Source organism: Caballeronia hypogeia (genome assembly GCF_001544875.2).
GTDB classification, from domain to species: Bacteria; Pseudomonadota; Gammaproteobacteria; order Burkholderiales; family Burkholderiaceae; genus Caballeronia; species Caballeronia hypogeia.
On sequence record NZ_FCOA02000023.1, the window covers coordinates 66,777 to 90,865 of the forward strand.

24 protein-coding genes and 1 pseudogene are annotated in these 24,089 nt (G+C 58.0%); 16 read left to right on the forward strand and 9 right to left on the reverse strand.

Annotation, left to right across the window (positions count from 1 at the left end; translation table 11 throughout):
* Positions 1–177: 177 nt before the first annotated feature.
* Together AWB79_RS27060 and AWB79_RS27065 are read right to left on the reverse strand one after the other, a co-directional pair.
* On the reverse strand, positions 178–531 hold the full coding sequence (locus tag AWB79_RS27060) for an HU family DNA-binding protein (RefSeq protein ID WP_082862478.1): 354 nt from the start codon (positions 529–531) through the stop codon (positions 178–180).
* Positions 532–713: 182 nt separating this feature from the next.
* Complete coding sequence (locus tag AWB79_RS27065) at positions 714–1,289, reverse strand: LexA family protein (protein WP_061170526.1); 576 nt, start codon at positions 1,287–1,289, stop codon at positions 714–716.
* A 337-nt stretch (positions 1,290–1,626) separates the two neighbouring features.
* Here AWB79_RS27065 and AWB79_RS27070 point away from each other — a divergent pair, with 337 nt between their 5' ends.
* The 12 genes from AWB79_RS27070 to AWB79_RS27120 all read left to right on the forward strand — a co-directional run bounded on the left by AWB79_RS27070 (position 1,627) and on the right by AWB79_RS27120 (position 14,123).
* Positions 1,627–2,643, forward strand: coding sequence for a helix-turn-helix domain-containing protein (locus tag AWB79_RS27070; RefSeq protein ID WP_232471035.1), 1,017 nt, complete (start codon positions 1,627–1,629; stop codon positions 2,641–2,643).
* A 417-nt stretch (positions 2,644–3,060) separates the two neighbouring features.
* Positions 3,061–3,954, forward strand: coding sequence for a dihydrodipicolinate synthase family protein (locus AWB79_RS27075; RefSeq protein ID WP_061170527.1), 894 nt, complete (start codon positions 3,061–3,063; stop codon positions 3,952–3,954).
* Positions 3,955–3,968: 14 nt separating this feature from the next.
* Positions 3,969–5,294, forward strand: coding sequence for an NAD(P)/FAD-dependent oxidoreductase (locus tag AWB79_RS27080; protein ID WP_061170528.1), 1,326 nt, complete (start codon positions 3,969–3,971; stop codon positions 5,292–5,294).
* Between the two features lie 510 nt (positions 5,295–5,804).
* On the forward strand, positions 5,805–7,094 hold the full coding sequence (locus AWB79_RS27085) for a quaternary amine ABC transporter ATP-binding protein (protein WP_061170529.1): 1,290 nt from the start codon (positions 5,805–5,807) through the stop codon (positions 7,092–7,094).
* A complete protein-coding gene (locus AWB79_RS27090) occupies positions 7,091–7,981 on the forward strand; it encodes an ABC transporter permease (protein WP_061170530.1) in 891 nt (296 codons plus the stop codon). Before AWB79_RS27085 ends, AWB79_RS27090 begins: the two co-directional genes overlap by 4 nt.
* A 66-nt stretch (positions 7,982–8,047) precedes the next feature.
* The gene (locus tag AWB79_RS27095) at positions 8,048–8,929 is read left to right on the forward strand and encodes a glycine betaine ABC transporter substrate-binding protein (protein WP_061170531.1); all 882 of its coding nucleotides are present in this window, start codon (positions 8,048–8,050) and stop codon (positions 8,927–8,929) included.
* A gap of 164 nt (positions 8,930–9,093) precedes the next feature.
* Entirely contained in the window at positions 9,094–9,864 is a 771-nt protein-coding gene (locus AWB79_RS27100; RefSeq protein ID WP_061170532.1) for an NAD(P)-binding domain-containing protein, read from the forward strand.
* 134 nt (positions 9,865–9,998) lie between these two features.
* A complete protein-coding gene (locus AWB79_RS27105; RefSeq protein WP_061170533.1) occupies positions 9,999–11,000 on the forward strand; it encodes a 4-hydroxyproline epimerase in 1,002 nt (333 codons plus the stop codon).
* A gap of 177 nt (positions 11,001–11,177) precedes the next feature.
* Positions 11,178–11,768, forward strand: coding sequence for a dimethylsulfonioproprionate lyase family protein (locus AWB79_RS27110; protein WP_061170534.1), 591 nt, complete (start codon positions 11,178–11,180; stop codon positions 11,766–11,768).
* Positions 11,769–11,839: 71 nt separating this feature from the next.
* Entirely contained in the window at positions 11,840–12,232 is a 393-nt protein-coding gene (locus AWB79_RS40615) for a GntR family transcriptional regulator (protein WP_232471036.1), read from the forward strand.
* Positions 12,229–12,543 (forward strand): FCD domain-containing protein, encoded by a 315-nt coding sequence (locus AWB79_RS40620; protein ID WP_232471037.1) that lies wholly within the window; start codon positions 12,229–12,231, stop codon positions 12,541–12,543. The genes AWB79_RS40615 and AWB79_RS40620 overlap by 4 nt, the downstream gene beginning before the upstream one ends.
* 80 nt (positions 12,544–12,623) lie before the next feature.
* Positions 12,624–14,123 carry an aldehyde dehydrogenase gene (locus tag AWB79_RS27120; protein WP_061170535.1) on the forward strand — a complete coding sequence of 500 codons (1,500 nt, stop codon included), beginning with the start codon at positions 12,624–12,626 and terminating at the stop codon, positions 14,121–14,123.
* 193 nt (positions 14,124–14,316) lie between these two features.
* Here the strand turns inward: AWB79_RS27120 and AWB79_RS39175 are convergent.
* The 3 genes and pseudogenes from AWB79_RS39175 to AWB79_RS39710 form a co-directional block, all read right to left on the reverse strand.
* A pseudogene (locus tag AWB79_RS39175) lies at positions 14,317–14,446 on the reverse strand (S-(hydroxymethyl)glutathione dehydrogenase); the annotation flags it as partial.
* A gap of 196 nt (positions 14,447–14,642) precedes the next feature.
* Positions 14,643–15,101 (reverse strand): HU family DNA-binding protein, encoded by a 459-nt coding sequence (locus AWB79_RS27125; RefSeq protein WP_061170536.1) that lies wholly within the window; start codon positions 15,099–15,101, stop codon positions 14,643–14,645.
* A gap of 260 nt (positions 15,102–15,361) precedes the next feature.
* Positions 15,362–15,757, reverse strand: a complete 396-nt coding sequence (locus AWB79_RS39710; RefSeq protein ID WP_157695858.1) for a hypothetical protein — start codon at positions 15,755–15,757, stop codon at positions 15,362–15,364.
* 269 nt (positions 15,758–16,026) lie between these two features.
* On the opposite strand from AWB79_RS39710, the gene AWB79_RS27130 reads away from it, so the two are divergent.
* On the forward strand, positions 16,027–16,263 hold the full coding sequence (locus AWB79_RS27130) for a hypothetical protein (RefSeq protein WP_157695859.1): 237 nt from the start codon (positions 16,027–16,029) through the stop codon (positions 16,261–16,263).
* Between the two features lie 174 nt (positions 16,264–16,437).
* Here the strand turns inward: AWB79_RS27130 and AWB79_RS27135 are convergent, their stop codons facing one another.
* The 3 genes from AWB79_RS27135 to AWB79_RS27145 form a co-directional block, all read right to left on the reverse strand.
* Positions 16,438–16,632, reverse strand: a complete 195-nt coding sequence (locus AWB79_RS27135; RefSeq protein WP_061170538.1) for a hypothetical protein — start codon at positions 16,630–16,632, stop codon at positions 16,438–16,440.
* 58 nt (positions 16,633–16,690) lie between these two features.
* Positions 16,691–17,500 (reverse strand): enoyl-CoA hydratase-related protein, encoded by an 810-nt coding sequence (locus tag AWB79_RS27140; RefSeq protein ID WP_061170584.1) that lies wholly within the window; start codon positions 17,498–17,500, stop codon positions 16,691–16,693.
* Between the two features lie 358 nt (positions 17,501–17,858).
* A complete protein-coding gene (locus tag AWB79_RS27145; RefSeq protein ID WP_061170539.1) occupies positions 17,859–18,761 on the reverse strand; it encodes a LysR family transcriptional regulator in 903 nt (300 codons plus the stop codon).
* Between the two features lie 310 nt (positions 18,762–19,071).
* Between AWB79_RS27145 and AWB79_RS27150 the strand changes: the two genes are divergently transcribed.
* Entirely contained in the window at positions 19,072–20,340 is a 1,269-nt protein-coding gene (locus tag AWB79_RS27150) for a D-amino acid dehydrogenase (protein ID WP_061170540.1), read from the forward strand.
* A gap of 34 nt (positions 20,341–20,374) precedes the next feature.
* On the opposite strand, the gene AWB79_RS27155 is transcribed toward AWB79_RS27150, so the two are convergent.
* Positions 20,375–21,163: an inositol monophosphatase family protein gene (locus tag AWB79_RS27155; protein ID WP_061170585.1), complete on the reverse strand. Its 789-nt coding sequence runs from the start codon at positions 21,161–21,163 to the stop codon at positions 20,375–20,377.
* A gap of 368 nt (positions 21,164–21,531) precedes the next feature.
* Here AWB79_RS27155 and AWB79_RS27160 point away from each other — a divergent pair, with 368 nt between their 5' ends.
* Together AWB79_RS27160 and AWB79_RS27165 are read left to right on the forward strand one after the other, a co-directional pair.
* Positions 21,532–22,644, forward strand: a complete 1,113-nt coding sequence (locus tag AWB79_RS27160; protein WP_061170586.1) for a histone deacetylase-like amidohydrolase — start codon at positions 21,532–21,534, stop codon at positions 22,642–22,644.
* A gap of 88 nt (positions 22,645–22,732) precedes the next feature.
* Entirely contained in the window at positions 22,733–23,932 is a 1,200-nt protein-coding gene (locus AWB79_RS27165; RefSeq protein ID WP_061170541.1) for an MFS transporter, read from the forward strand.
* Positions 23,933–24,089 lie beyond the last annotated feature (157 nt).

Sequence of the window (24,089 nt, forward strand, 5' to 3'; positions counted from 1 at the left end):
CCTTGCTCGGGAATGAGTCTGCGAGGGTGAATGCGGGTACGGCGTTCGATAGTAGGGTATCGAAGACGCTAATCACGAGACCTGCGGCCCATCTGTCGAGGTTTCCGACCCCGGTCCGAGAAGCAGATGCTAAGAAGCCCGCCGAAGCGGGCTTCTGGTCAACATGAAGAATGGGCGTTAGGCCGCCGCGTCCTTCAGCTTCTTGAGCGCGCGCACCTTCAGTTTCACCGTGGCCGGCTTGGCATCAAACCACCGCTCCTGACCCGTGAACGGGTCCTTGCCAAAACGGCGCTTCTTCGCTTCCACTTTCTGCACGTCGATTTTGAGCAAGCCCGAGAGCGTGAATTCGCCCAGCCCCTTCTTGTTCACAGCCCCCAGCATCGTGTCCTCGAGCGCTGCCAACACGGCCTCCGCCTGCTTCGGCTCGACGCCGGCTTGCGTAGCCACATGAGTGACGAGCGACGCTTGCCTGAGGCGGTCGAATGGCTCGTGCTCGGCAAGCTCCGCTTTGCGCTGTAGCCTGTTGGCCATTCACGAGCGAGCGGCTCCATTGCTGCTAGGACGCTGTCCATCGCGTTGACCGCGACCGCCGTCGTGGGATGCGAGTCAAGCCTCGTTGAAGCGCCCCACCGCACCTGCGCATACTGTGATGGCTTCATCTCGTCGACGCATGGTACCAACACTTGCCCGAAGCGCGGCGGCGCGAACGGCCGCTATCTCCCGTACTTCCGCACCGAGCCAGTAACAACACCAACAATCTCCAGCGAGCCTTGAGGCCGAATCGCCGCGAAGTCTGGATTGGCTGGGTCAAGATAGAAGGCCCCGTCTTTGTCAAGCCGTAACGTCTTGACAGTCAGTTCGCCATCAACGAGCGCAACGACGATGTCTCCGGGTTTTGTCGGCCGATTCTTCTCGACAACAACGAGGTCACCGTCCAGAAGGCCGACATCTCGCATGGATTCTCCCCGCACCCGGCACAGAACGGTACGGTTTGGGTCGTCGACGAGATAGTCGTCAATCGTAAGCAACTCGGCTTGGTCTTGGCTCTCCGGTTCCGGGAGTCCAGCTCGAACGGCACCTATAACCGGCCGTCCAAAGAATTGTCGGGTCGGAGCGATGCGGCCGTCGACACGTTCGAGATAGCCCGCGTCCGAAAGGCGCTTAATTAGGGCGAATACACTGCTCGAGCTGGACAACCCAACAACTTCGCAAAGTCTCGACATGCTGGGAAATGCTTGCTTGCGCTTCCAGTAGGTGCGCAAAGCCGCTAGGTGGCCGTCATCGCCCATTTGTTCGACTCATCGAATGGATATTCGATGGAATTGTAGCTTACTATGATGCGGCTTGTTCGCCTAGGGTGGGAGTATCTTTTGGCAAGCAGCGCGGGAAGTGCCGACTTGACACACTCCGCATTAGGACGGATACAATTTGTAGACAGCGTATTTCAGTCCACGAGGGGGCCGCTTGCGTTTCCACGCAAAGCAGGGTCGTGTTCACGCTGACGAACGTGGCTGCGAACGAAGGCATGCCAGGAAGGCGGAACTGCAGTAGTCTGGGTATTGGTCGTCGCTTTTCGACGTCTCTTATGAAGTCGAGGTCGTAGTTTTACAGTTTCGGCGGCTCCACATGAACGCGCAAATTGCTGATTCGATGTCCATCCTCGGAATGCATGGAATGTCGTTGCCTGCAGAGCAGGTGGCGTTTTCCACATTCAAGGACGTCCATGAGCAAGCGCGTGGAATCGACGGCTGGAAGCTCGATTACACCCAGATTTCTCGTGGCAGGTTCGAGGGTACGGTGAAGGTCGCCTGGATTGGCGGTGTACGACTGGTCCTCGAACAGCGGAACAAAGTCATCCTCTCACGCGGGTCGACTCCTTCAAATCGGCTTGTCGTGACCGTGCCGCTCGAGCTTGAGGGCCATTCGTGCATGTGCGGTGAGAAGAGCGACCGCGACAGTCTCCACGTCTTCTCCAGCGCGCCGAACTTCGAGTTCTACTCGCCCGAGAGGCACGTCCTCGTGAACGTGGAAGTGGATATCGACCAACTCTCGAATCCGATGCTGAGGCCTCAGGCTGAAAAGCTTCGGCAAGAGGCTCACATGCCTGTGGTCCCGATGAGCGGGGACGTTGCCGAAAGCCTCAGGGAGCTCGTCAAACTTGGCCTTGCGAGTTCCACCGCCGCGTCCGCGAGCGCCTTCGAAAACTCGTCTCGTTCGAAGCTTATGGAGCAGACGATACTTTTTGGACTGTCGGAAGCAATCGAAGCCAACACCTTGAGCGAGAGCGCCAGCCGTGCAATCAAACACTGGGCGACTGTGAACCTCGTGAGAGAAAGATTGGAGAACCCGGCCACATGTCCTCTTTCGATAGCCGAACTTTGCGTACAGCTCCAACTGAGTCGTCGCACCGTCCAAAACGCTTTCCAACTCGCGCTAGACATCAACCCGACCGCATATTTGCGCGCTGTGCGTCTTAATTACGTTAGACGAGACCTGCGACTTGGACAGACTGTCACCGAGGCGGCGCTTCGTTGGGGATTTTTTCAGCTCGGCGCGTTCGCCCAAGACTACAAAAAAATGTTCGGCGAACTGCCATCCGAAACCGCTCGAAAGATAAGAAAGCTGTCACCGGTATTCCGCTAGCCGCCAACTCCACCTTCCTCAAATTTGCGACCTGACTTCAGGTCGAATCACTGCCGGGTTTTGAAGTCGTTAGACTTCGACCGTCCTCAGCATCCCGGCGAAACTCTCTGCCTTCCTTTGACGATGCAATCTGCGAGTCGACGCGACGGCAAACGAGCGCGTTTCTTCGCCGCCTAGTCCCGCAGAACGAGCCTCTGCCCCGTATAAACCCCTAGATGCCGAAATCCAATAGTCGAGCGGACTGTGGACAACTACTGTAGGCGCTAAAGGGCAGTTGCGCGTGGTTTGCGATGAGACAGACGAAGCGACGCCTTCTGCGGGGTCCGGAGTTTAGGCCCCATTACCTGTGCCACGCGTCGCATCCCGGAATACGGAGCAGGTCTGGTCAACGTGAACGAAACTGAAAAGGTGTAGCGAATGAGCGAGTTTGAATTTCCCGGAGTGAACCTGGCTGTTACCACTCCTTTCAATGCCGACGGCAGCATCGACTTCGGTCGTTTTGAGGACCTGTTCGAGCGATACGTCGAAACTGGCGTCGATGGGTTCGTATTGAGCTCCGGGACGGGTATGCATGTCTATCTCTCCCAAGATGAGTCGATGGAGCTGGTTGAGCGGGGCTCTAAGGTAATTCGTGGGCGAGCAAAACTTATCGCTCAGGCGTCTGCGCTGCTGGTCGACGACGTCGTTGCGCGAGCCCGGCATGCTGCCGCGCAGGGCGCTGACGGCATCATGGTTCTTCCGCCATTCTTCGAGGGTCCTACAGACGCCGACGGCGTATTCGACTTTTATTCTGCTGTCGGCGAAGCAGGCATTCCGATTATTGGCTACAACGTCCCGCATGCGGTCGGCGTGGAGATTACGCCGTCGTTGTTCCGTCGCTTGAGCGAGATTCCTCAATTCCACACGGTCAAGGACAGCAGTGGTGACTTGGCAAAACAGGCTTCGCTAACGAGAACGGGACTTCCGGTGATGAACGGTGCTGACCCGCTTGTTCCTTACGCGCTCTACGCCGGCGCCAAGGGTCTGATTTGGGGCGGTGCAAACTTTGCGCCGAGAACGTGCGTTGCACTCGTACGCGCGGCGAAGGAACGTAAATGGGATGAAGTGCGAGAACTGTGGCGGACACTTGAACCCTCGATGTCGCTCATTTGGGAAGGCGAATACGTTCAGTCCGTGTACGCCGCTGCCGAGATGACCGGATACGGTGCAGGCGCTCCGCGTCGACCGCTAAGGCGCCTCGATTCCAGCAAGGTCGACGCACTGCAAGCTGCGTTGAAGGACTTGGTCAAGCGCGAGAAGCTCGCTTCGTAGAGTCGGATGACATCATGTTCGTAGCTACCAAATTGCCGGAAAACACCAAGGTGTCTGGGTGGGTTCAGATGTTGCCAGAGCGGACGCCAAATCCATCGCTTAGCAAATCCATCAACGTCGATGTCGCAATCATCGGCGCGGGCTTTGCTGGATTGTCCGCTGCGCGTCGCCTGTCTCAGTGCAACCCGAAACTGCGCGTGGCGGTCCTTGAAGCGGGTGAAATCGCTGCTGGAGCCGCCGGCCGCAACTCGGGCTTTATCATCGATTTGCCCCATGAGGTGTCTTCCGACGAATATGCTGGAAGCGATGCGGGCCCGACGCGGCGCCACATCATGATTAACCGTACTGCCATCCAGCTTGCGAGCGACGTGGCTCAGGAGCGAGGATGGGGAAAGGACGTCTTCGACCCTTGCGGAAAGTACAACATCGCGATGAGCGCGCAGGGTGACGAACATATCTCCTCTTATGCGAAGCAACTTGACGCCTTGAAAGAGCCGTATCGGCTTCTGGATTCGCGTCAGGTTGCGGATGTGACTGGCACGACTGCATTTACCTCGGCGATATTTACGCCTGGCACCATCATCGTCCAACCTGCGGCTTATGTTCGCGGGCTGGCGGATTCTCTAAAGGGTGGGGTCAAAATCTATGAGAAGACGCCGGCGCTCTCCTTAGAGGCGGTCGGCAAAGAGTGGCGCATCAAGACTCCTCAAGGAGCGGTGACGGCAGGCAAGGTCATCCTGGCGAACAACGGGCACGCCGAGAGCTTCGGCATCTATCGCGGTTTGCTGATGCATGTCTTCACATATGCTTCGATGACCGAGGAGTTCAGTCCGGCCAGGCTCGGCGGCGACCGCAGTTGGGCCGCTACGCCCGCATTCCCAATGGGTACCACTGTACGGCGAGTCCGGGGCGAGCGAGGAGACCGCATCTTGATTCGGTCTCGGTACACCTACAACCCGCGCCTGAAAATCAGCGAAAACGACGTCGAACGTGCTGGCCGTGTACACGACCGCAAGTTCGACGCGAGATTCCCGACACTCAAAGGCGTGCAAATGGAGCATCGTTGGGGCGGAGCTATGGCTCTCACATGGAATGGTGTGCCCGCTTACGGTGAGATTGAATCGGGTCTGTTCGCGGCATGCGCTTGCAACGGCGTTGGGGCGACGAAGGCGACAGCGTTGGGCATTGCCGCTGCGGATTCAATCCTTGGCATTAAGAGCGAGCTTCTCGCAGCGTTTGGCCAGTTCGAAGCACCGAAGAGCCTTCCACCTCAGCCCTTCCTCACCATCGGGGCGAAGGCGAACCTCGGATTTCGTGAGTGGCGAGCAGGGAAAGAGTAAGCCACGCCTAGGGACAACGGGCAGAACCGCGCAAAGCCGTCGATGGCCCTCGACGGCTTTGCGCTTTTATTGGTTGCATCTTGGCAGCAAGAGTCCCTCACGCACCCGGGCCAATGCGTGGCGACTGCATTTGCGCGGCGGTCGAACGCTGGATACGCCTAGCTCGCGTGCACTAAACGGACCCGGACAAACCCTATGATGCCGAAATCCAATAGTCCGCGCGTTAATGGCTGCGTACCTTTGCATCAACGGAACGGATGACATAGCGAGTTTCGGAGCCCGACCAACTGCAGGGACACGCGCTTGACTCGGTAACAAGGGAGCGAAGGTCATTGCCCAGTCCTTAGATGACGGGAGTTGGACGGTCACCAAACAATTTTAACGCTGTCTGAACTTGCATCTGATATGCACTCCTATGGACATTAAGGCTGTACTGCGTCGTGCATGCAGAGCCTCGTGACCAGTCGTCCGTGGGCTTTCGTAATTCAAACTTGCTGGATGGAACACCCGATGATATCGAATCTCAGTATCGCAGCGGATGCGCTAGGGAACCCCGACGACCTCCACGGCAGCGCCAAGTCAAAGGCACGCTCGGTCGCAGCCTCGGCGACCGAAATCCTGACGGTCAAAAATCTGTCAAAGATTTTTGGAGCCAAGCCGGAACGCGCGGCGGAAATGCTGAAGCAAGGGCTCGGGCGCAACGACATCTTCGCGCAGACCGGCAACATGGTGGCAGTTGATGATGTGAGCCTGTCGGTGAACTCGGGCGAAATCTTCGTGATTATGGGTCTCTCGGGCTCGGGCAAGTCGACCCTGGTCCGCCTGCTCAACCGTCTCATTGAGCCGACATCCGGTCAAGTGATTCTCGAGGGCCGCGACATCGCTCCGATGAGCACGCCAGAACTGCGCGCGGTGCGCCGTCAGAAAATGGCCATGGTGTTTCAGTCCTTCGCTCTTCTGCCGAACCGTACCGTTATCGACAACATCGCCTACGGATTGGAAGTTGCAGGGCAGAAGAAGTCTCAACGTTACGAAACGGCCCGAGCGGCGCTAACGCGGGTGGGCCTTGGCTCCTACGAGAAGCTCCTTCCGAGTGAGCTTTCGGGCGGCATGCAGCAGCGGGTCGGTCTTGCGCGCGCATTGGCTGTAAATCCTTCAGTGCTCTTGATGGACGAAGCCTTCTCCGCGCTCGACCCTCTCATCCGTTTTGAGATGCAGAACGAGTTGCTTCGCCTTCAGAAGGAAGAGCAGCGCACCATTGTCTTCATCTCGCACGATATCGAAGAAGCCGTGAAAATCGGCGGGCGCATCGGAATTATGAAGGACGGCCGTCTGATTCAGGTGGGAACGCCTGCTGAGCTCATTCAGTCGCCCATCGACGGCTACGTGCGTGACTTCTTCCGCAATGTCGACGTATCTCGGTTCTTGGAGGCTTCCGGCCTGATGACAAAGGTGAACCGAGGACTCATCAAGTGCGATTCGGCGGCGCCGGCTGACCGATTCTTAAACGAATTGATTGATAGCGGCGTTGATTGCGGATTCGTCTGCGATGAGGCAGGCCGCTTCCAGGGTTGCGTAACGCCTGCCTCGGTGCACAAGAACGGGAAGCGCCCGATTCGAGACGCAATCCTGAACGACGTCGCGGCCGTCCCTCTCACGGCCGATTTGCATCAGCTTTCCGCAATCGCACTGGCGCAAGAGCATGACGTCCCCGTTGTCGACGAGCAAGGCCGCCTGGCCGGTGTCGTTTCGTGCCGAACCATTCTCAAGCAAGTAATGCAACGGAGGGCAGCAGAATGAATTCCTCTCTTATCGGACAGTTCGCCGAAAATTTCGTCAATTTCCTATTCGACCACTTCCGTGGCGGCTTCGACGGGTTCTCCGCCGCGCTTGGTGCTGTCGTAAAAGTCCTGGAAGGCGGTCTCGCGGCAGTGCCCTTTCTCGCAATGCTCATCTTCCTGATGGCACTCGCGCTGTGGCGCCGGGGCGTTATCTTTTCTGCTTTCGTTGGGGCCGCCCTGTGGGTCATTCAGTACATGAACCTTTGGCCGCAAACCGTTTCTTCGCTCGCGCTCGTCATCGCCGCTACTGTAATCAGCCTGCTCGTTGGTGTGCCGCTGGGCATCTGGGGTGCGCGCAATAAGCGGGTCGAGGTCGTGCTCCGTTCAGTGCTTGACTTCATGCAGACGATGCCGCCTTTCGTGTATCTCATCCCTGCAGTGGTTCTATTCGGGCTTGGGCGCGTTCCCGCAGTCATCGCAACCATCGTGTTTTCGATGCCCCCCGTCGTGCGACTGACGACCCTCGGCATCCGTCAGGTGCGCGAGGAACTCATCGAAGCAGGCCGGTCTTTCGGAAGCACAGATGCACAGCTCCTTTGGAAAATCCAGTTGCCTAACGCGTTGCCTTCCATCATGGCTGGCGTGAACCAAACAATCATGATGGCTCTGTCGATGGTTGTTATTGCCTCGATGATTGGGGCCGGTGGTCTGGGCGAATACGTGCTCAGCGGCATCCAGCGACTCGACATCGGTATCGGTTTCGAAGGCGGTTTGGGGGTCGTGCTTCTCGCCATCATCCTGGACCGCCTCACTGAGAGCTTCGGTGTAAAGGCGAAGAAGGCAAAGAAGAAGGTGGCAAGCAGCTCGACGAAGGCGGCTACTGCCAGCAAGACAGTAGGAACCTGAGGCGCGGGGCATTGCGGCCCAAAAAGTTTGAAGTCCAAAACCACACGTTTGAAAGAGGAACCCTCGATGAAAGCTAGTACCTTCAGGAATATTGCGGCGAAATTTCTCGCGCCTGCCGCACTGGCGATGTCCGTCGGCGCAACGTCTGCGGTCGCAGCGGACCCGGTCAAAATCACTGTTGCAAACTTCGCCGACGTTCAGGCGGTAGCAAACGTCGCGAAGTATGTCCTGGAAACGAAGCTCAACATTCCGGTTCAATTCGTGAACGCCGACCTCGGGGTCCAGTATCAAGGCCTCGCCCGAAACGACGTCGACATCATGGTCGGCGGCTGGATGCCCATCACGCACCACAACTACTACGAGAAATACAAAGACAATTTGGACGACGTGCGCGTCATCTACACGGGCGGAAAAATCGGCTGGGCAGTTCCCGACTACGTGCCCGCCTCGGAGCTGGACTCATTCGCCGATTTGAACAAGCCAGATGTGAAGTCGAAGCTTCATTCGACTATCACGGGCGTGGAGCCCGGCACCGGCGAAATGCAAACGTCGGAGAAGGCGATGAAGGCTTACAACCTTGACGGCTACAACCTTCAGTCTTCAAGCGAAGCGGGCATGTTGGCCTCTCTCCAGCGCGCATATGCCAGCAAGCAGTGGATTGTGGCTACCGTTTTCAGCCCGCATTGGCTGTTTCAGAAGTACAAGATGCGCTACCTGAAAGACCCGAAGGGCGCCATGGGTGGCGACGAGCAAATTCACGCTTTCGCATCGAAGCAGTTTGCCAGCAAGAACCCGCGCGCTTATGCGTTCTTCAAGCATTACGACATCAATCTTCAAGAAGTCGAGGCAGTTCAGTTCGATGGTGTCAACTCCAACAATTTCCCGGCTGCCGCGAAGAAATGGGTGGACGCCCATCCGGACCGTGTGAAGGCCTGGTTGGCGCAGTAAGTGTGACGCCCTAGTTCGACGGGGGGCCGAGGTCGCGCCCGCCCTAACTGGGAGCCCTAAAGCAGCTGGTCAAATATCAAAGGCCGGGGACATGCGAGTTCGTACAAGGTCGAGCGGCCTCGTCGACGCCGCCCCGGCCTTCCATAAACGCGGCGAGGTTAGCGATGAAACTCGGTGTGCTGGGAGTTGGTGACCTGACAGAGAAGATGGTTCGGGGACTGTATCGGAGCAAGAGTGGCATCGAACTTCTTCTTGCTCCGCGCAATCGTGAGCGAGCTGAAGCTCTGGCGAAGGATGTGGGATGCACGCTGCTCGCGAGCAACCAAGATGTTGTGGATGCAGCGGACGTTGTCCTGATTGGGGTGCGACCGAGCCAGGTTGCTGAACTCGCAGCGCAGGTGTCTTTCACGCCTTATCAAGCGCTCGTCTCAGTCGTGACAGGCGTGCCGGTGAGTGAACTGACGAAGCTATTCGGAACCGAGAACTGCAGTCGCGCGATGCTGTCGGCAGCGTCGGAAATCAACCGGTCGACGGTGGCCGTTTATCCACCTGACTCTCCTGCCGAGATTTTACTTTCATCGCTCGGGAATGTTGTATCGCTCAACACCGAAGAGCATTTCGAGCTTGCCACAGTCGGCGCATGCATGAACGGATGGTTCTATTTCTTATTCCACGAACTTGAGCAGTGGTTTGTGAAGAAAGGGTTGACCGCACAGCAAGCTCGGGAACTTGCGTTCAGCAGTGTCGAGGATTGCGTAGCTTATTCCCGACACAAGCAGCCGACTGAGCTTCGGGAAATTGGCGCAGCTATAGCGCCGCCCGGCACCTACACGGCACAAGGACTGGAGGTCTTGAATGGCCTCGGAGCGAATGCGGCCTGGAAGACTGCCAGCGAAGCTGTATTCGAACTGCTGACTGAGAAGGAGCCTGGCTAGCGCAACAAACGCTCGAATGACACCCCTCTTCCAGGCTGAGACGAGTGGCTCAGCTGGGAATTACAGACAGACACCCTAACGCAAGAAGTTGCGGTCGATGCCGCAGCGATTTACCTAATCTGGAAGGACGCAAAATGGCTCGCAATACATTCTTCATCGTTGACTCGCATGCGTGCGCCAACCCGGTTCGTGTCGTGGCTGGCGGTGCTCCGATGTTGCCGAACGTGTCGATGGCGGAAAAGCGCATCATCTTCCAGGAAAAGTTCGACTGGGTCCGTCGAGGTCTTATGTTCGAACCGCGTGGTCATGACGCAATGTCGGGCTCGATTCTCTACCCCTCGTCGCGCGACGATTGTGACGTCGGTGTGCTTTTCATCGAAGTAAGCGGCTGTCTGCCGATGTGTGGCGCGGGCACCATCGGCACGGTAACTGTGGCCATCGAAGAAGGCCTTGTGGTCCCGAAGGAAGAAGGACGCATCGCGCTTGAAACGCCGGCCGGCCGGGTCGATATCGAGTACGTTCGCAACGGCGCGTACGTCGACGAGGTTCGGTTCTTCAATGTGGCAAGCTATCTCCACGCCAAGGATATCGTTCTCGACGTGCCCCAGATTGGGAAGCTGAAAATCGACGTGTCATATGGTGGCAACTATTACGCCATCGTCGAGCCGCAAGAAAACTATCAAGGGCTCGACGGTCTGAAGACCGATGACCTGGTCCGCATGAGCAATCTGGTCCGGGACGCCGCACGCAAAGCAATCACCCCGGTACATCCGGAAGATGACCGCATCAACGGGATTCATCATGTGATGTGGTGCGATAAGCCGAAATCGGCGGCAGCATCCGCTCGTAATGCCGTGTTCTATGGTGACAAGGCAATCGACCGTTCGCCCTGCGGTACGGGCTCATCCGCTCGCGTCGCTCAGCTTGTTGCGCGAGGCCAACTTGCAATCGGCGAGACCTTCGTCCACGAGAGTTTCACGGGCACGACGTTCAACTGCCGAGCAGAGCAGCGAACGAGCGTGGGCAGTTTTGACGGAGTTCGTCCCAGTGTCGCGGGCTGGGCGCGCGTCTACGGGTACAACACGATTTTCATCGACGACCGCGACCCGCTCGCACACGGGTTCCAACTTCCGTAAGTGCTACCACCTCGCTTTCGCGAATCGAAGCAGATAACGCGAAGCTCAGGGTTGGTGTGCCGGCGAGGGCGCTCCCTGCCGTGCCTCAAACTAAGCCGGCGTCAAGCCCGGACTGTGTTTGACGCCAGTAGAGAGCGCATCTTTCCTCTTCCTAAGTCCGAACCGCTGAAGTTACCGATGGTCACTCGACATGAAGACGTGGAAGTGTTTGTCCGCATCGCTGAAAAGCTGTTTCAGTCAGAAATGCTTCCGGCTGAAGGACGTCTCGTTGCGACCCGTGTATTCGAACGGCTTCGAGGCCCGTCCGACGACGGACATCGACTGCACGCTCACTTCCCGGCTTCTGCGTGGATAGATGAGGCGCTCGCTCCGGTGGTTGAGCGCCAGACGGACCTCGGGGTCGCTGCGCGTGCAATTCAAGCGTTGGTCCCCGTCGTAGGTTGGAATCGTCGTACCTCAGGTGAGAACGGAAGCTCGGGGTATGTCGATAGCCACGTCCACGGGATTATTTGCGGACCTGGCGGTGCAGAGAGCCGCTACGACGTGCAGCTCGGATTCACAGTGATGGCGCCGCGCGTTCGATATCCCGACCACAACCACCCACCACAGGAAGCGTACGTGCTTTTCACGGAGGGCGAATTCCTCCAGGAAGGTGGCGACTGGTTCTCGCCCGGGTTGGGAGGTGGAATCCACAACAGCCCGTTCAGCATCCACGCGATGCGCTCAGGCGAAGTGCCATTTCTCGCAGTGTGGTGTTTGCTGGTGTGACGAGTGTTCCGTAGCAGCCAGCGTCTTGTTCGAACTTGGATTGCGCACATCGGCGGCCGACGGGGGATTGAATGAAGGGTGTTTCAACTGTCATTGAGTGGCACGACGAGCAGGCCTCGCCTCGCGACCGCAAAGCTGCTCTTGGACAGGTCTTGCGGCACCGGATTCTCACTATGAAGTTGGCGCCGGGCTCGACCTTGGACGAACTCGCAATCACTGAGGAGTTCGGTCTTTCGCGGCCTCCAGTGCGGGAGTTGATGCACCAGATGTCTGCAGAGGGGTACATCGAACTTCAGGCGAATCGTGCTCCTCGTGTCGCATCGATGGACTACAAGCGATTGCGCGATTACTTCCCGGCTGCACCGCTCGTTTTCATATCCACGGTCAAGCTGGCAGCTGAGCATGCGACGCGAGCGGGCGTCGAACATTTGAAAGCAATTCACGACAGTTTCGAACGGCTGTGAATGACAAAAACGCTGACGACGCTTTGTTGCGAAACGTGGAATTCCTGTCGTCAATCGGAGAGATGGCACAAAACCCTTATCTCGCTCCAAGTTTGCGCCGTTTGCTGATTGACCATGCCAGGCTCGGAAAAGTGTTCTTCCGGCCACGCAACGAGCAGATGGTCCGCAACCTTTCGGAGGCGGTGCAGCGGCATGAAGCAATCATCGAAGCTATTGAACAGCGTGATTCTGAACGGGCCTCAGAAGCGGTGAACGAGCTTCTTCAGACATCGCGTCAACACCTGGCTTCGTATGTGCTCCTGAAGGAATAAGCGTGCCGTTGGAGTTCTAGTCAGCAGGCCAAGTCAGCGACTTGTTTTGAATCGAGATTCCTTATCAAAGAGAGATTGAAATGAGCGATTTGCTTTCCAAGAGCGAATACCAGAAAGTTGCGCGAGAGCTGAAGCTCCCGACCTCCGCCGTTATCAACGGGGAGTTGCGTGGCGCTGCATCGGGCGAGACGTTCGCGACCCTGAACCCGGCAACTGGCGAGCATCTGGCTGACATCCCGGCCTGTTCGAAAGAAGACGTCGACGCGGCTGTGAGTAGCGCACGGGCAGCATTCAACGACGGGCGCTGGTCCAAGCTCCATCCGGCTGAGCGCAAGCGCGCAATTCTCCGCCTGGCCGACCTCATCGAGCAGAACACGGTCGAGCTTTCGGTGATGGAGAGCCTCGATGCAGGCAAGACGATATTCGATTGCCAGACGGTCGACGTGCCTGAGACGGTTAACGTGCTTCGCTGGCACGCCGAAGCTATCGACAAGATTTACGACCAGGTCTCTCCCGCCTCGGACCATCACATTTCGATGATTGTCCGCGAGCCCGTTGGTGTCGTAGGACTTGTCTTGCCTTGGAACTTCCCTCTCCTCATGTTAGCTTGGAAGATTGGCCCATCGCTCGCGGCCGGGTGCTCGCTGGTTGTGAAGCCGGCGGTGGAGACTTCGCTCACCGCGATGCGCGTCGCTGCGCTCGCTCTTGAGGCAGGCATTCCTGCAGGTGTTTTCAATGTCGTGACCGGCAGCGGCCGTGCGGTGGGCGAGCCGATTGGGCGTCACCCGGACATCGACATGGTGTCCTTCACCGGGTCGACAGCGACCGGTAGAAAGTTCCTCGCTTATTCCTCGGATAGCAACCTCAAGGAAGTCGTGCTCGAGATGGGCGGGAAGAATCCGTGCGTTGTCATGTCTGACATCACGGACGTCGACGACGTCGCCGCTCATATCGTTAACGGCGCTCTCTGGAACATGGGCGAAAACTGCTCCGCCATCTCTCGGCTCGTCGTCCATCGTGACATCAAAGCGCAGTTGCTTTCCAAGATTTCGGAGCTCGCTGCCGAGTGGCGAGTTGGCGACCCGTTGGACCCCGAGAACCGAGTTGGGCCTTTGGTCTCGAAGCAGCACTTCGAGAAGGTCCAATCCTATCTTTCCAGTGATGGAAAGGTTATCTACGGTGGTGAGACGAGCGAAGGTCGTTTCGTACATCCGACCATCATCGAGGTTGAGAGCAATGACACGAAGCTTGCTCGCGAAGAAATCTTCGGGCCAGTCCTCGTGGTTATCACGGTCGATAGCCTGAAGGAAGCCGTCGACGTCGCCAACGACACCGAGTATGGACTCGCAGCGTCCGTTTTTGCCGGGAATGGGAAACGCGCCCTGCGCGCCGCGCGGGCAATTCGCGCGGGCACGGTTACCGTGAACTCGTTTGGGGAAGGCGATATCACGACCCCGTTCGGTGGCTACAAGCAATCTGGTTTCGGCGGGCGTGACAACTCCTTGCATGCGCACGACCAGTACACCCAGCTCAAGACCATCTGGCTCGACCTCACCGATGGCGACTCGGACGAAGTCTGACCGTGAGAACACTCCGGTGCTCCTCGCTCGCGGGAGCCCCGGGGCGCGCGGTTTTTACAGTTAGAAGAAGAGCGTCGAAGACCCACGATGAAACTGCCAACAGAGAAAGCGAAGGGCTATCGACGCCTTCGCTAACCACGCTTGTGGAGCTTGAAGCGGCTACCCGGTACACAAGCTTCACAAAAGCTGCGGCTGCAGCGCGCATCACGTTCACGTTGCCGATACATTCGAAGCTGCGGTCCTCACTCCCAAGTGGTCATCTCGACGATGACCTGCTGGGTGCGCTTGTCGTAGTCTTTCGGATTCGTGCAGTCGGTCGCACCCTTTCTAGGCCATGCGCCCCTAGCTCGGTACCGAGTCTGCGCGGGTGAAGGCATACACCACGTTCGTTGCCCGACTTATCGAAGACGCAAATTGTGAGACTTGCGGCCCGTCCGTCGTTGTTTCAAACGCCAGCCCGAGAAGCAGATGCGAAGAAGCCCGCTCGAGGCGGGCTTCTGACCAGTTCAAGCAGCAACTTTAGGCAGCTGCGTCCTTCAACTTCTTCAGAGCGCGCACCTTGAGCTTCACGCTGGCGGGCTTGGCATCAAACCAGCGCTCCTGACCCGTGAACGGGTCCTTGCCGAAGCGACGCTTCTTTGCTTCCACTTTTTGCGCGTTGATTTTGAGCAGGCCGGACAGCGTAAACTCGCCCAAGCCCTTCTTGTTCACAGCACCCAGAATCGTGTCCTCGAGCGCTGCCAACACAGCTTTCGCTTGCTTCGGTTCGACGCCGGCTTGCGTAGCCACGTGAGCCACGAGCGACGCTTTGGTGAACGTGTCTTTCACCGGCTTGAGCGTTGCGCCCGCAACAGCCTTCTTTGCCGGAGCGGTCTTGGTTGCAGCGACCTTCTTGGGCGCGGCGGCTTTCTTTGCAGCCACAGCCTTCTTCGCGACTACGGCCTTCTTGGCCGGTGCAGCAGCTTTCTTCGTTGCCATTGAGGCTCTCCTGAAATTGAACGCTGCTTAAGACGAAGCACCCCGGGTGTGTGAAGCACTCGACACATGCGTCGTCTTAAGCTGTCGGCAAGCGTAGCAGCCGGTTTCGCAATGCGCAATTGGATAGGGTCTCAAAACAAAGCACTTCTCGCATTCTTTTCTTCAAAAACAACGCTTGTACCTCAGTTCTTGCGGGAAAGCGGTCGGGTGACGTGGTCTGAGAGGGGTTCATCTCTCGGAGGCAGGTGGGGCGGAAGGCCTCAAGCTCGCGGGCATTGCGATTCAATAGCGGAGCTCGCCGAGCACGAGCCATTCGACAGCGTCGGCGCTGTATTCTGTTGGCCATTCTCGGCCGAGCCTCTCCATTGCTCGCAAGAGCTCTCCATCAGGTTAACTTCGTGGTGAATTCCGTCGTCGGGCGCATCAACAGCGAATCCAACGCGCAGGGCCTCCACAACGGTCTGCGCGCAAGCCAATCCGTCGAGCGACCGACGGAGTCGTTCGCGCATCTCGTCTCGCAAGCCTAGCTCTCTTGCGACCAACTCAATTCCGGCCGTCGCATCGGCGAGCAAAATGTCGGCGAGTTGGCCGACTTTCGTCGTCGCTGCGCTTGGTCGCTGGCGCTCGGGTCTCGTGTAGTTGTCGACTTGGTCCATGCGTCCTTGTAGGCACGCCGGTTTATTCGCCACGCCGTCCAAGTCACGGACGGTGGTCCGAAGGGCATTGGACAGACTCAGCTTCGCAGCACGCGGATTTCAATATTTCGAGAACGAGGGACCAAAGCACGGGACGACGGTCTCGGTGTGGCAACACACCATCGCACGTGACCGTCGCTCGTTATTCTTGCTGCTTTCAACTTCGCACAGCATCCCACTTGGCGTAGCCCTCCCTTGACGGGTGCGAGTCCAGCGTCGTTTGGAATTTTGTGGACAAGATGATGGGGCAAGTCCAGAAGAATGCAGACGAAGCCGCGGCAGTTGCTCGTGTCGCGGAAGCCGCCCGGGCGGTGCAAACCGCGTCAAGCGCACTGGAAGAGCATTTCAAAGCAGAGAGGACGGAGGCGCCGACGCTGCAACTGGCCCGGCTTGCTGCAGCGATGAGCGAGCTTCAGAAAGCGCGAGATGAATTTGATGCTCTTCTCGCGTTCAAGCGCTCGCCGTAACCGAGCCAAGCCAGCGCTTTCGACGAGGTGCCGGGATGCCTCGTGATAGTGTATTCGCCAAGAGGAGCCAGGCGTTCAACAATCGCTCGGACTGAGAGCGGAGAGTCGCTTTGAGGAAGCCTCAAGCACGCTGGTCGTCAAACCGGTCGCTGTCCGTCTGTTCACCCAGAGTCTTCAGTTGTATCCGAGGATTGCAGCGCCATCGGTGTCCGGACGCTCGTCGATGCTTCGGGACATGAGTGCGGCTGGACCAAGCAGAAGTTTGCGGTAGAAGCTCAGTTCCGTGTCCGCGGTTTCGCGAATCGGGTTCAATTGAACGTTGATGGGCGGACGACTGCGGCGGAGTTTCGATGCGAAAAGCGAAGCCATGACTAAGAGTCTTTCGGTAGGTTAGATTCGGTTACGAGTTTGCGGGGCACGTGGCCCGTTATCGAACGCTCCAAGTCGCCTGCCGTTTGTCAAAGAAAGCAGCAAATCCCTCTCTGGCTTCCTCTGTCGTGCGTACTCGCGCAATGGTGCTTACCGTCTCCGCGATAACGTCTGGCCCAATCTGTCTTTCTGCCACCGAGGCGAAGAGCTCTTTGATTTCCTGCAACGCGGTGGGGCCGTTGCCGAGCATGTCAGCGAGAACGGCCTCGACCTGCATGTCGAGTTCGTCCGGCCGGCACACGTGATGGACGAGTCCTGTAGTCTTCGCTTCCCCTGCCTGGATGCGAGTCGCCGTCAGCGCGAGCCTTCTTGCTTCGCGCACACCAACTGCTTCAATAAGGTACGGTCCGATGACTGCCGGCAAAATTCCGAATCGAGCTTCCGCAACAGCGAAAGTCGCCTGCTCGCTGGCAACAACAACGTCGCAAACACACACCAGCCCGACACCGCCGCCAAATGCGCCACCTTGAACCCGCCCGATAATCGGCTTCGGGCATTGGTGGAATGCGCTCATCATGGCGGCGAATCGCTCAGCGTCGGCCCGATTTTCATCGGGGGTGTTGGCACTGGCACGCTTCATCCAGTTGATGTCCGCGCCTGCGCAGAACACCTTGCCGCCGGAGGCAAGAACCAGAACCCGGACGTCAGAGCGATTGGCCATTTGGCGGACGCATGCGGTCAACTCTGCAATCATCTCTTCATCGAAAGCGTTGTAGACATCGGGCCGTTCTAGCTGGACGGTGGCCACGCCGCGCTCATCGACACGACACTGAATGTTTTTGAATGGGGCAGCGGACTCAACGCTCATTGGGAGACTCTTCCAGCGGATGTGGGACATGGGACCGCTTAGAATCGTTCTTTGCTTACAAGCCAAAGCACAGATTCGGCGCCCGTCGGACCATGGCGGTCAATTGACAGACCGTCCGGTCGGTTAATTATATACTGGTCGTTGCCCGGTCGTCGAGAAAATTTCGGCATAGCTCCTGTATCGGTCCGGGTCTGGTAATCCAGCCCGAACGGAAGCTTCGGCGAGGAAGTGTTTGACAAGGAAAGATAGGGGTTTATACTAACCCATGTCTCCTCCATGTCTCCGATATGGATTCAGCCCGCACCAATCGTGTGGGCTTTTTCTTTTGGTGAAGCCGAAGTTTGGCCCCTTCACGAATTCATCCCGGCGTGCTTCTGGTCCCGTGCTTCGCGAGCTCCCTCGTTAATTGCTCGACGAGCACTCTCAGCGCTTGTGAGCTTGCATTGCTCGCAGATGTCATCAAGCAGACTCCCACTGATACTTCGGGCTCCACCGGGACTACGTTTCTGTGGTCGCCCGCATGCGAATAGGCCGTGTACTCGTCGATGATGGTGAATCCAACGCCGCTTTCCACCAAAGCTCGGGCGAGGTAGTACGTTTTCACCTCTATCATAGGGGTCAGTTCCCGGCCCATAACCGCCACTGCAGCGGAGACGCGAGCGCCGAGCGGGTCCTCTGGGTCCAGGGCTATCCAGTTGGGGAAGTCGAGGTCTGAGAGTTGGACCATCGTCTCTTCTATGTCGTGGGTTCGAGAGTCGAACAGCACTGCTCGCGCGCGCCCGAGTTCCTCTATCGTGATACCGGGCGTGACGGGCGGTTCGAACGCGACCGCGACATCAATCTCCTGAGCGAGCAGAAGCGCCGCCAGTGTCTCGTTGTTCTCAGTGCGGATATTTATCGAAACATCCGGGCACTGTTTCATGAACGACGCGATTACTCGCGGCACGAGGCCCAAACCCAAACTGGGTATGCAACCAACTCGCAGCAACCCGCCGGGATGAGCGGACAGGTTGCGCGCTAGATGCCTCACCCTTTCAAGACTCTGGTGCAGGGTCTTTGTTTCTTGGAAGAGCAAGGTGGCTTCGGGCGTCGGCTTCAAGCCGCTGGGAAGGCGCTTGAACAGTTCGACCCCGAGGCTCTGTTCAGCTTGCGCCAGCATTTTGCTCGCGGCGGGCTGCGATATGTGAAGCAGCGCCGCGGCACCGGAAAGCGAGCCGGCCTGCATCACTGCGTGGAAGACCTCAATGTGGCGCAAGCGCATATCGGTGCATCAAAATATTGTGGACATAAACCATGCGTCGCCGAATCGGCGGTGCGCGCTTAAGCACCGCTGGTCTCACTGCGCGGCGTTCGGTCAGATTACCCCAGCGAGCTACCTCGCATGAATTTTTTCGCCCGCGACGGCGCGGGTGTATCCGAACCTGCGCATGCCCTTAACCCCCCGTTATACCGCCCAGCGTTTTCTCAATTGCGGCCACCAAGCCTCGTTCTCATACTGATTGAGGGCCAGTCAAAGCTGGTCTTCGTCATGGGCCGAGACGACAGTCGGCGACCTTCGAAGCGAAAAGCAGATGCGCGTTTGTGTTCTTGGCGGCGGCGTTGTTGGCGTGACGACAGCCTACTTTCTGGCCCGTGAGGGATTTGAGGTGACGGTTGTTGAGAAGCATTCGGAGGCGGGCGCTGAGACGAGCTTCGCAAACGGCGGCCAACTCAGCTATAGCTACGTCGCTCCACTTGCCGGACCATCGGTACTTGGCCACCTTCCGAGCTGGCTGCTGAGCAGGACGGCGCCGCTGCGATTCCGGCCGAGTCTCGATTTTGACCAGTGGGCATGGTGCGCGCAGTTCCTGCGCAACTGCACTGCGTCGCGGAGCCGCCGAACGACGGTCGAATTGTTACAACTCGGCGCCTACAGTCGAAGCGTCATGCACGAGTTGATGAAAACCGAGCACCTCGAATTCGCATTTAGCAAGAGCGGCAAACTCGTGGTCTATCGCAACGCAGAGGACTTTGAGGGTGCTCGCCGACAGATGGACTTCCAAGCCAAGTTCGGCGCAGAGCAAGCCGCATTGAGTCCTGGCGCCTGCGTGTCGACAGAACCGGCACTGGAATCAATCCGAGACAAACTCGTTGGGGGCATCTTCACGCCCTCCGAGGAGACCGGTGATTGCCATCTTTTCACACGGGAGCTTGCTCGCATCGCCTCCGCTAAGTACGGGGTCAAGTTCCAGTACGGAACTAGGTTGCACGGCCTTCAGCATGAGCGCGGGAAGGTCGTTGCAGCGCGCACCTCTGTTGGGGACATCGTCGCAGACGAATACGTTCTCGCACTCGGAAACGGAAGCCGTGAATTGGCCGCGCCTCTCGGGATTCACCTACCGATGTGCCCGCTTAAGGGATACAGCCTCACGGTCCCAGTTAGGGATGGACACTGCGCACCCGCAGTCAGCGTAACGGACCTGCATCACAAGGTTGTCTACGCGCGGCTCGGTCAGACGCTTCGGATTGCCGGAATGGTCGATATGACGCCGGCCGGCTCTCGTGAAGACGCAACGCGAATCGACTTGCTGAAGTCGCAGGCCCAAGCCACGATGCCCTACGGAGGCGACTACTCCTCCGTTATCCGATGGACAGGAGCGCGCCCGACGACTCCTGATAGCAAGCCCCTCATTGGGCCGACCCGCGTATCAAATTTGTGGTTGAACACTGGGCAGGGCTCGCTTGGATTCACGTTGGCTGCCGCGAGCGCGAGGTTGGTGACGGCGACGATACGGAGGCGACCGGCCGAGATTGATGCGGCGCCATACGGCCTCAGCACTCGCAATCTTTCATCCAACTGAATAGCGCACAAGGATTCTCGACGCTACCACGTCGTCACTGAGGTCGCGCCGTTCTGAACATCTCGACGACCTTTGCGTGAAGCCGAGTAGTCGCTGCCGCGATAACGGTACCGTCGAAACACTCGTGAAGTGGTTCGCCTGACCACGTTGTCACCGTGCCGCCAGATGCTTCGATTATCGGTACGACCGCCATCAAGTCGTAGACCTCCAAATCCGCTTCTACAACAAGGTCCACGTGGCCAGATGCAAGTAATCCGTAGCCATAGCAATCCGTGCCAAACCTTGTGATTGAAGCGGAGCGCCTCAAAATCTCAAACGCTTCGAGTGCCGCGTCTCGAAATATATGCGGGTCAGTCGCGCACAGCCGCGCTTGATGAAGGTGTTCGCATGAGCTCGTCCTACAAACGGAGCCGTTGAACAGTGCGACATCGCCGCTGCCTATCCAGCGTTCGCTTAACGCCGGAATCTCAATCAAGCCGTACTTCGGAAGTCTGGCCTCGAGCATAGCTACCAACGAGCCGAACAGCGGGATTCCAGCAACGAAGCTTTTCGTCCCATCGATAGGGTCAATGACCCAATTCGTCCCCTCGGCAAGACTCCCGCCTTCCTCTTCGCCCACGATGCTGTGAGATGGAAAGCGCTCAGCTATAAGCTCGCGAAGTCGATGTTCGATAGCTCGGTCTGCGTCGGTGACCGGACTGTTGTCGGATTTTCTCTCCACATGAAAGCGCGCCCTGAAATACGTCATCGCGAGCGCGCGAGACTCATCTCCAAGTTGATTAAGGAACTGGAAAATATCGTTCGACGACACAGGGTTTTCCATAAAAACTGAGCTCCAAAGGGCAGGCGTGGCGCCCTTTATCAACACATTGGCGCACTTTACGAAACACCGCCCAGTTTTGTTCTTAAACAATGGCTTCAGGCTAGTTGCAGCGGGTCAGGCAGCAACTCGATGACGGACCAAGCATAAAGCAGGAGACGTCGTAAAGCGGAGGGACGGTGCAAAGCACCCGAGCCCGCACAAATCTTAGAGATTCCGGATTTAATTTTTACGTTGTCCTTGACACTTAGGCTGAGCGTACCGCTTTGTCGTGGAGGTCAGGGATGCGTTTGCCCGTGCAACGGGCCGTTGACGCACTCAGTAGTGAAGCGCCGCAGTTCCCAACACGAGACCACGAGCGAGAGCACCTTATGAGTAAGACTGCCTTTTTTACAGATGAGCGGACCTTTTGGCATACGGGCGGTACTCATGCCTTGTTTTTCCCGGTCGGCGGCTGGGTGCAACCCCCGTCATCCAGTGGCTACGCGGAATCTCCGGACTCGAAGCGTCGACTCCTGTCCCTGATTCAGGCGTCCGGGTTGGCGGACTCGCTACTCATGGCGGGCGCGCCGGCCGCGACCAAAGACGACATGTTGCGTATTCATCCGCATACGTATCTCGAGCAATTCAAGGCCCTGAGCGATGAGAACGGCGGCGACCTCGGCGACCTTGCCCCTTTCGGCAAAGGTAGCTATGAAATCGCTGCGGTTTCAGCTGGCCTCGCGATAAACGCTATCGATGCGGTGGTCACAGGGAAGGCGAAAAATGCGTTCTCGCTCTCGCGGCCCCCTGGTCATCATTGCTTGCGCGAGAAGTCGATGGGATTCTGCTTGCTCGCCAACATCCCCATTGCGATTGAAGCCGCACGAGTGAAGCACAACGTTCAGCGAGTTGCTGTCGTCGACTGGGACGTTCACCACGGCAATGGCACGCAGTCTATCTACTACGAAGATGCGAACACCCTGACGATTTCGCTGCATCAAGAGAACTGCTTCCCTCCCGGCTACAGCGGTGCTGAAGACCGCGGCGTAGGTGCGGGCGTGGGCGCAAACGTGAACATTCCGTTGTTGCCAGGAAGCGGTCACGAGGCCTATCTCTATGCAATCGAGCGTATCGTGCTGCCCGCGCTCGCGACCTTCAAACCCGACCTCATCGTCGTGGCCAGCGGGCTGGACGCGAGTTCGGTCGACCCTCTCGCTCGAATGATGCTTCACAGTGAAAGCTACCGAGCCATGACGCAGACCATGCTCGACGCAGCGGAGCGCCTCTGCAATGGGCGTCTCGTCGTTGTTCACGAGGGCGGCTACTCGGAGGCATACGTTCCATTTTGCGGACACGCGATTGTCGAGACACTCGCGGGCGTGCGTACGGCGGTCGTGGACCCGATGCTGGACATTGCGCTCGCTTGGCAGCCCAGCGGCCGGTTCGTGGCATTCCAACGCGAGTTGATAGATGAAATCGCCACAGCGCTGAACCTGCAATAGACGGCCCGCACAGGGAAAACCACACGGAAATGGCGGCACTACGCGCGTGGCCGCCATACCTAATGCTCTTCGAAGGGGTCTTGAATCCATGACGTCCTCGTCCTCACTTCCCTCGAGCAACTTCTCGAGAACAACCCTGTGGGCACTCATCGTATTCGCAGCGATAACGCCCATGCTTTTATTAGTCGCGCCTGTCGTCGCGTCGCAGCTGGGTCACCAGCTCGGGCTTTCGGCCTCGCAGATTGGCACTTACTTTTTCGTCGAGCTGGGCGCATTCAGTGCCGCAGCACTGCCTTCGTGGCTATGGCTTGGAAAGGTAGACGGGCGACGAGTCGGCGTCATCGCAGCAGTCATCTTCATCGCTGGAAACATTGCAACGGCGTCGCTGATGCCTGGATTCGCAGGGCTGCTCGCGCTACGCGCGATTACGGCATTGGGTGGTGGCACTCTCAACGTCCTCTGCATGACTAGCGCGGCCAAAAGCGGAAACCGCGACCGCGTCTATGGCTTGTGGGTTATCGGGCAACTTGTGCTCGGAGCGACCGGCACGCTTGTATTTCCCTTCCTCTTCGACCGGTTTGGTTTGCGGGTGATGTATATCGCATCGGCAGTCTTGGCTCTTTGCGCCACGCCTCTCATTAGCGGTTTTGCGTCGACAAGTACCGACGCAACTGCCACCAAAAGAGAGAAGCAGGACACGCCTGGTGCAAACACCGTCGTTATTCCGGCGATGGTGGTGTTCGGCGTGTTCTCGTTCTATATCGCCATCGGAGGCGTGTGGACTTTCGCAAGCAAAGCAGCGGTGTCCGCCGGCCTGCACGCCGAGGGGACGGGCACCGTTCTGGCCTTTGCCAGCATCATGGGAATTGCAGGCTCATCGTGCGCTTCGATGTTTGGCGGAAGAATCGCGCGCTCCATCATGCTGGCGACCGGCTACGCGATTTTGACGGTCGCGTTGCTGGGTCTGACCGCACAAGGGAGTTTGATTGGATTCGTTGCGTCGGTCCTCGCGTTCAAGTTCGCCTGGACGTTCGTACTCCCGTCCATCATGGCAGCAACTGCAGACCATGACCGCACCGGCCGACTTGTCGCATCGCTCAATCTCATCATCGGTTCGGGCCTGGCAATCGGGCCGTTGCTCGCCGGCCGACTGCTGGATTCCGGTATGTCGCTTGAAGTGCTCTTCATGCTTGCCGCGGGCATCTCCGTTGTATCCGGAATAGTGCTCTTCAGGGTCGAGCGCAGCGAGCGGCCTCTTCTCCGAAGCGTAGAGGTGCAAGCCTCGTGAGTAATTCGCTGAACCACGACGCGCGGGCATCAGCCCGCGCTTTTCTCTGCTCTGGAGTAGACGAGCGTGCGAAGTGTGTGGCGCGTTTCATCAAAGGTTTGGCGCAAAGCGCAAGCATCGACCGTGTTTTGGTCTGCCTAAGATAAACATCAGCAGG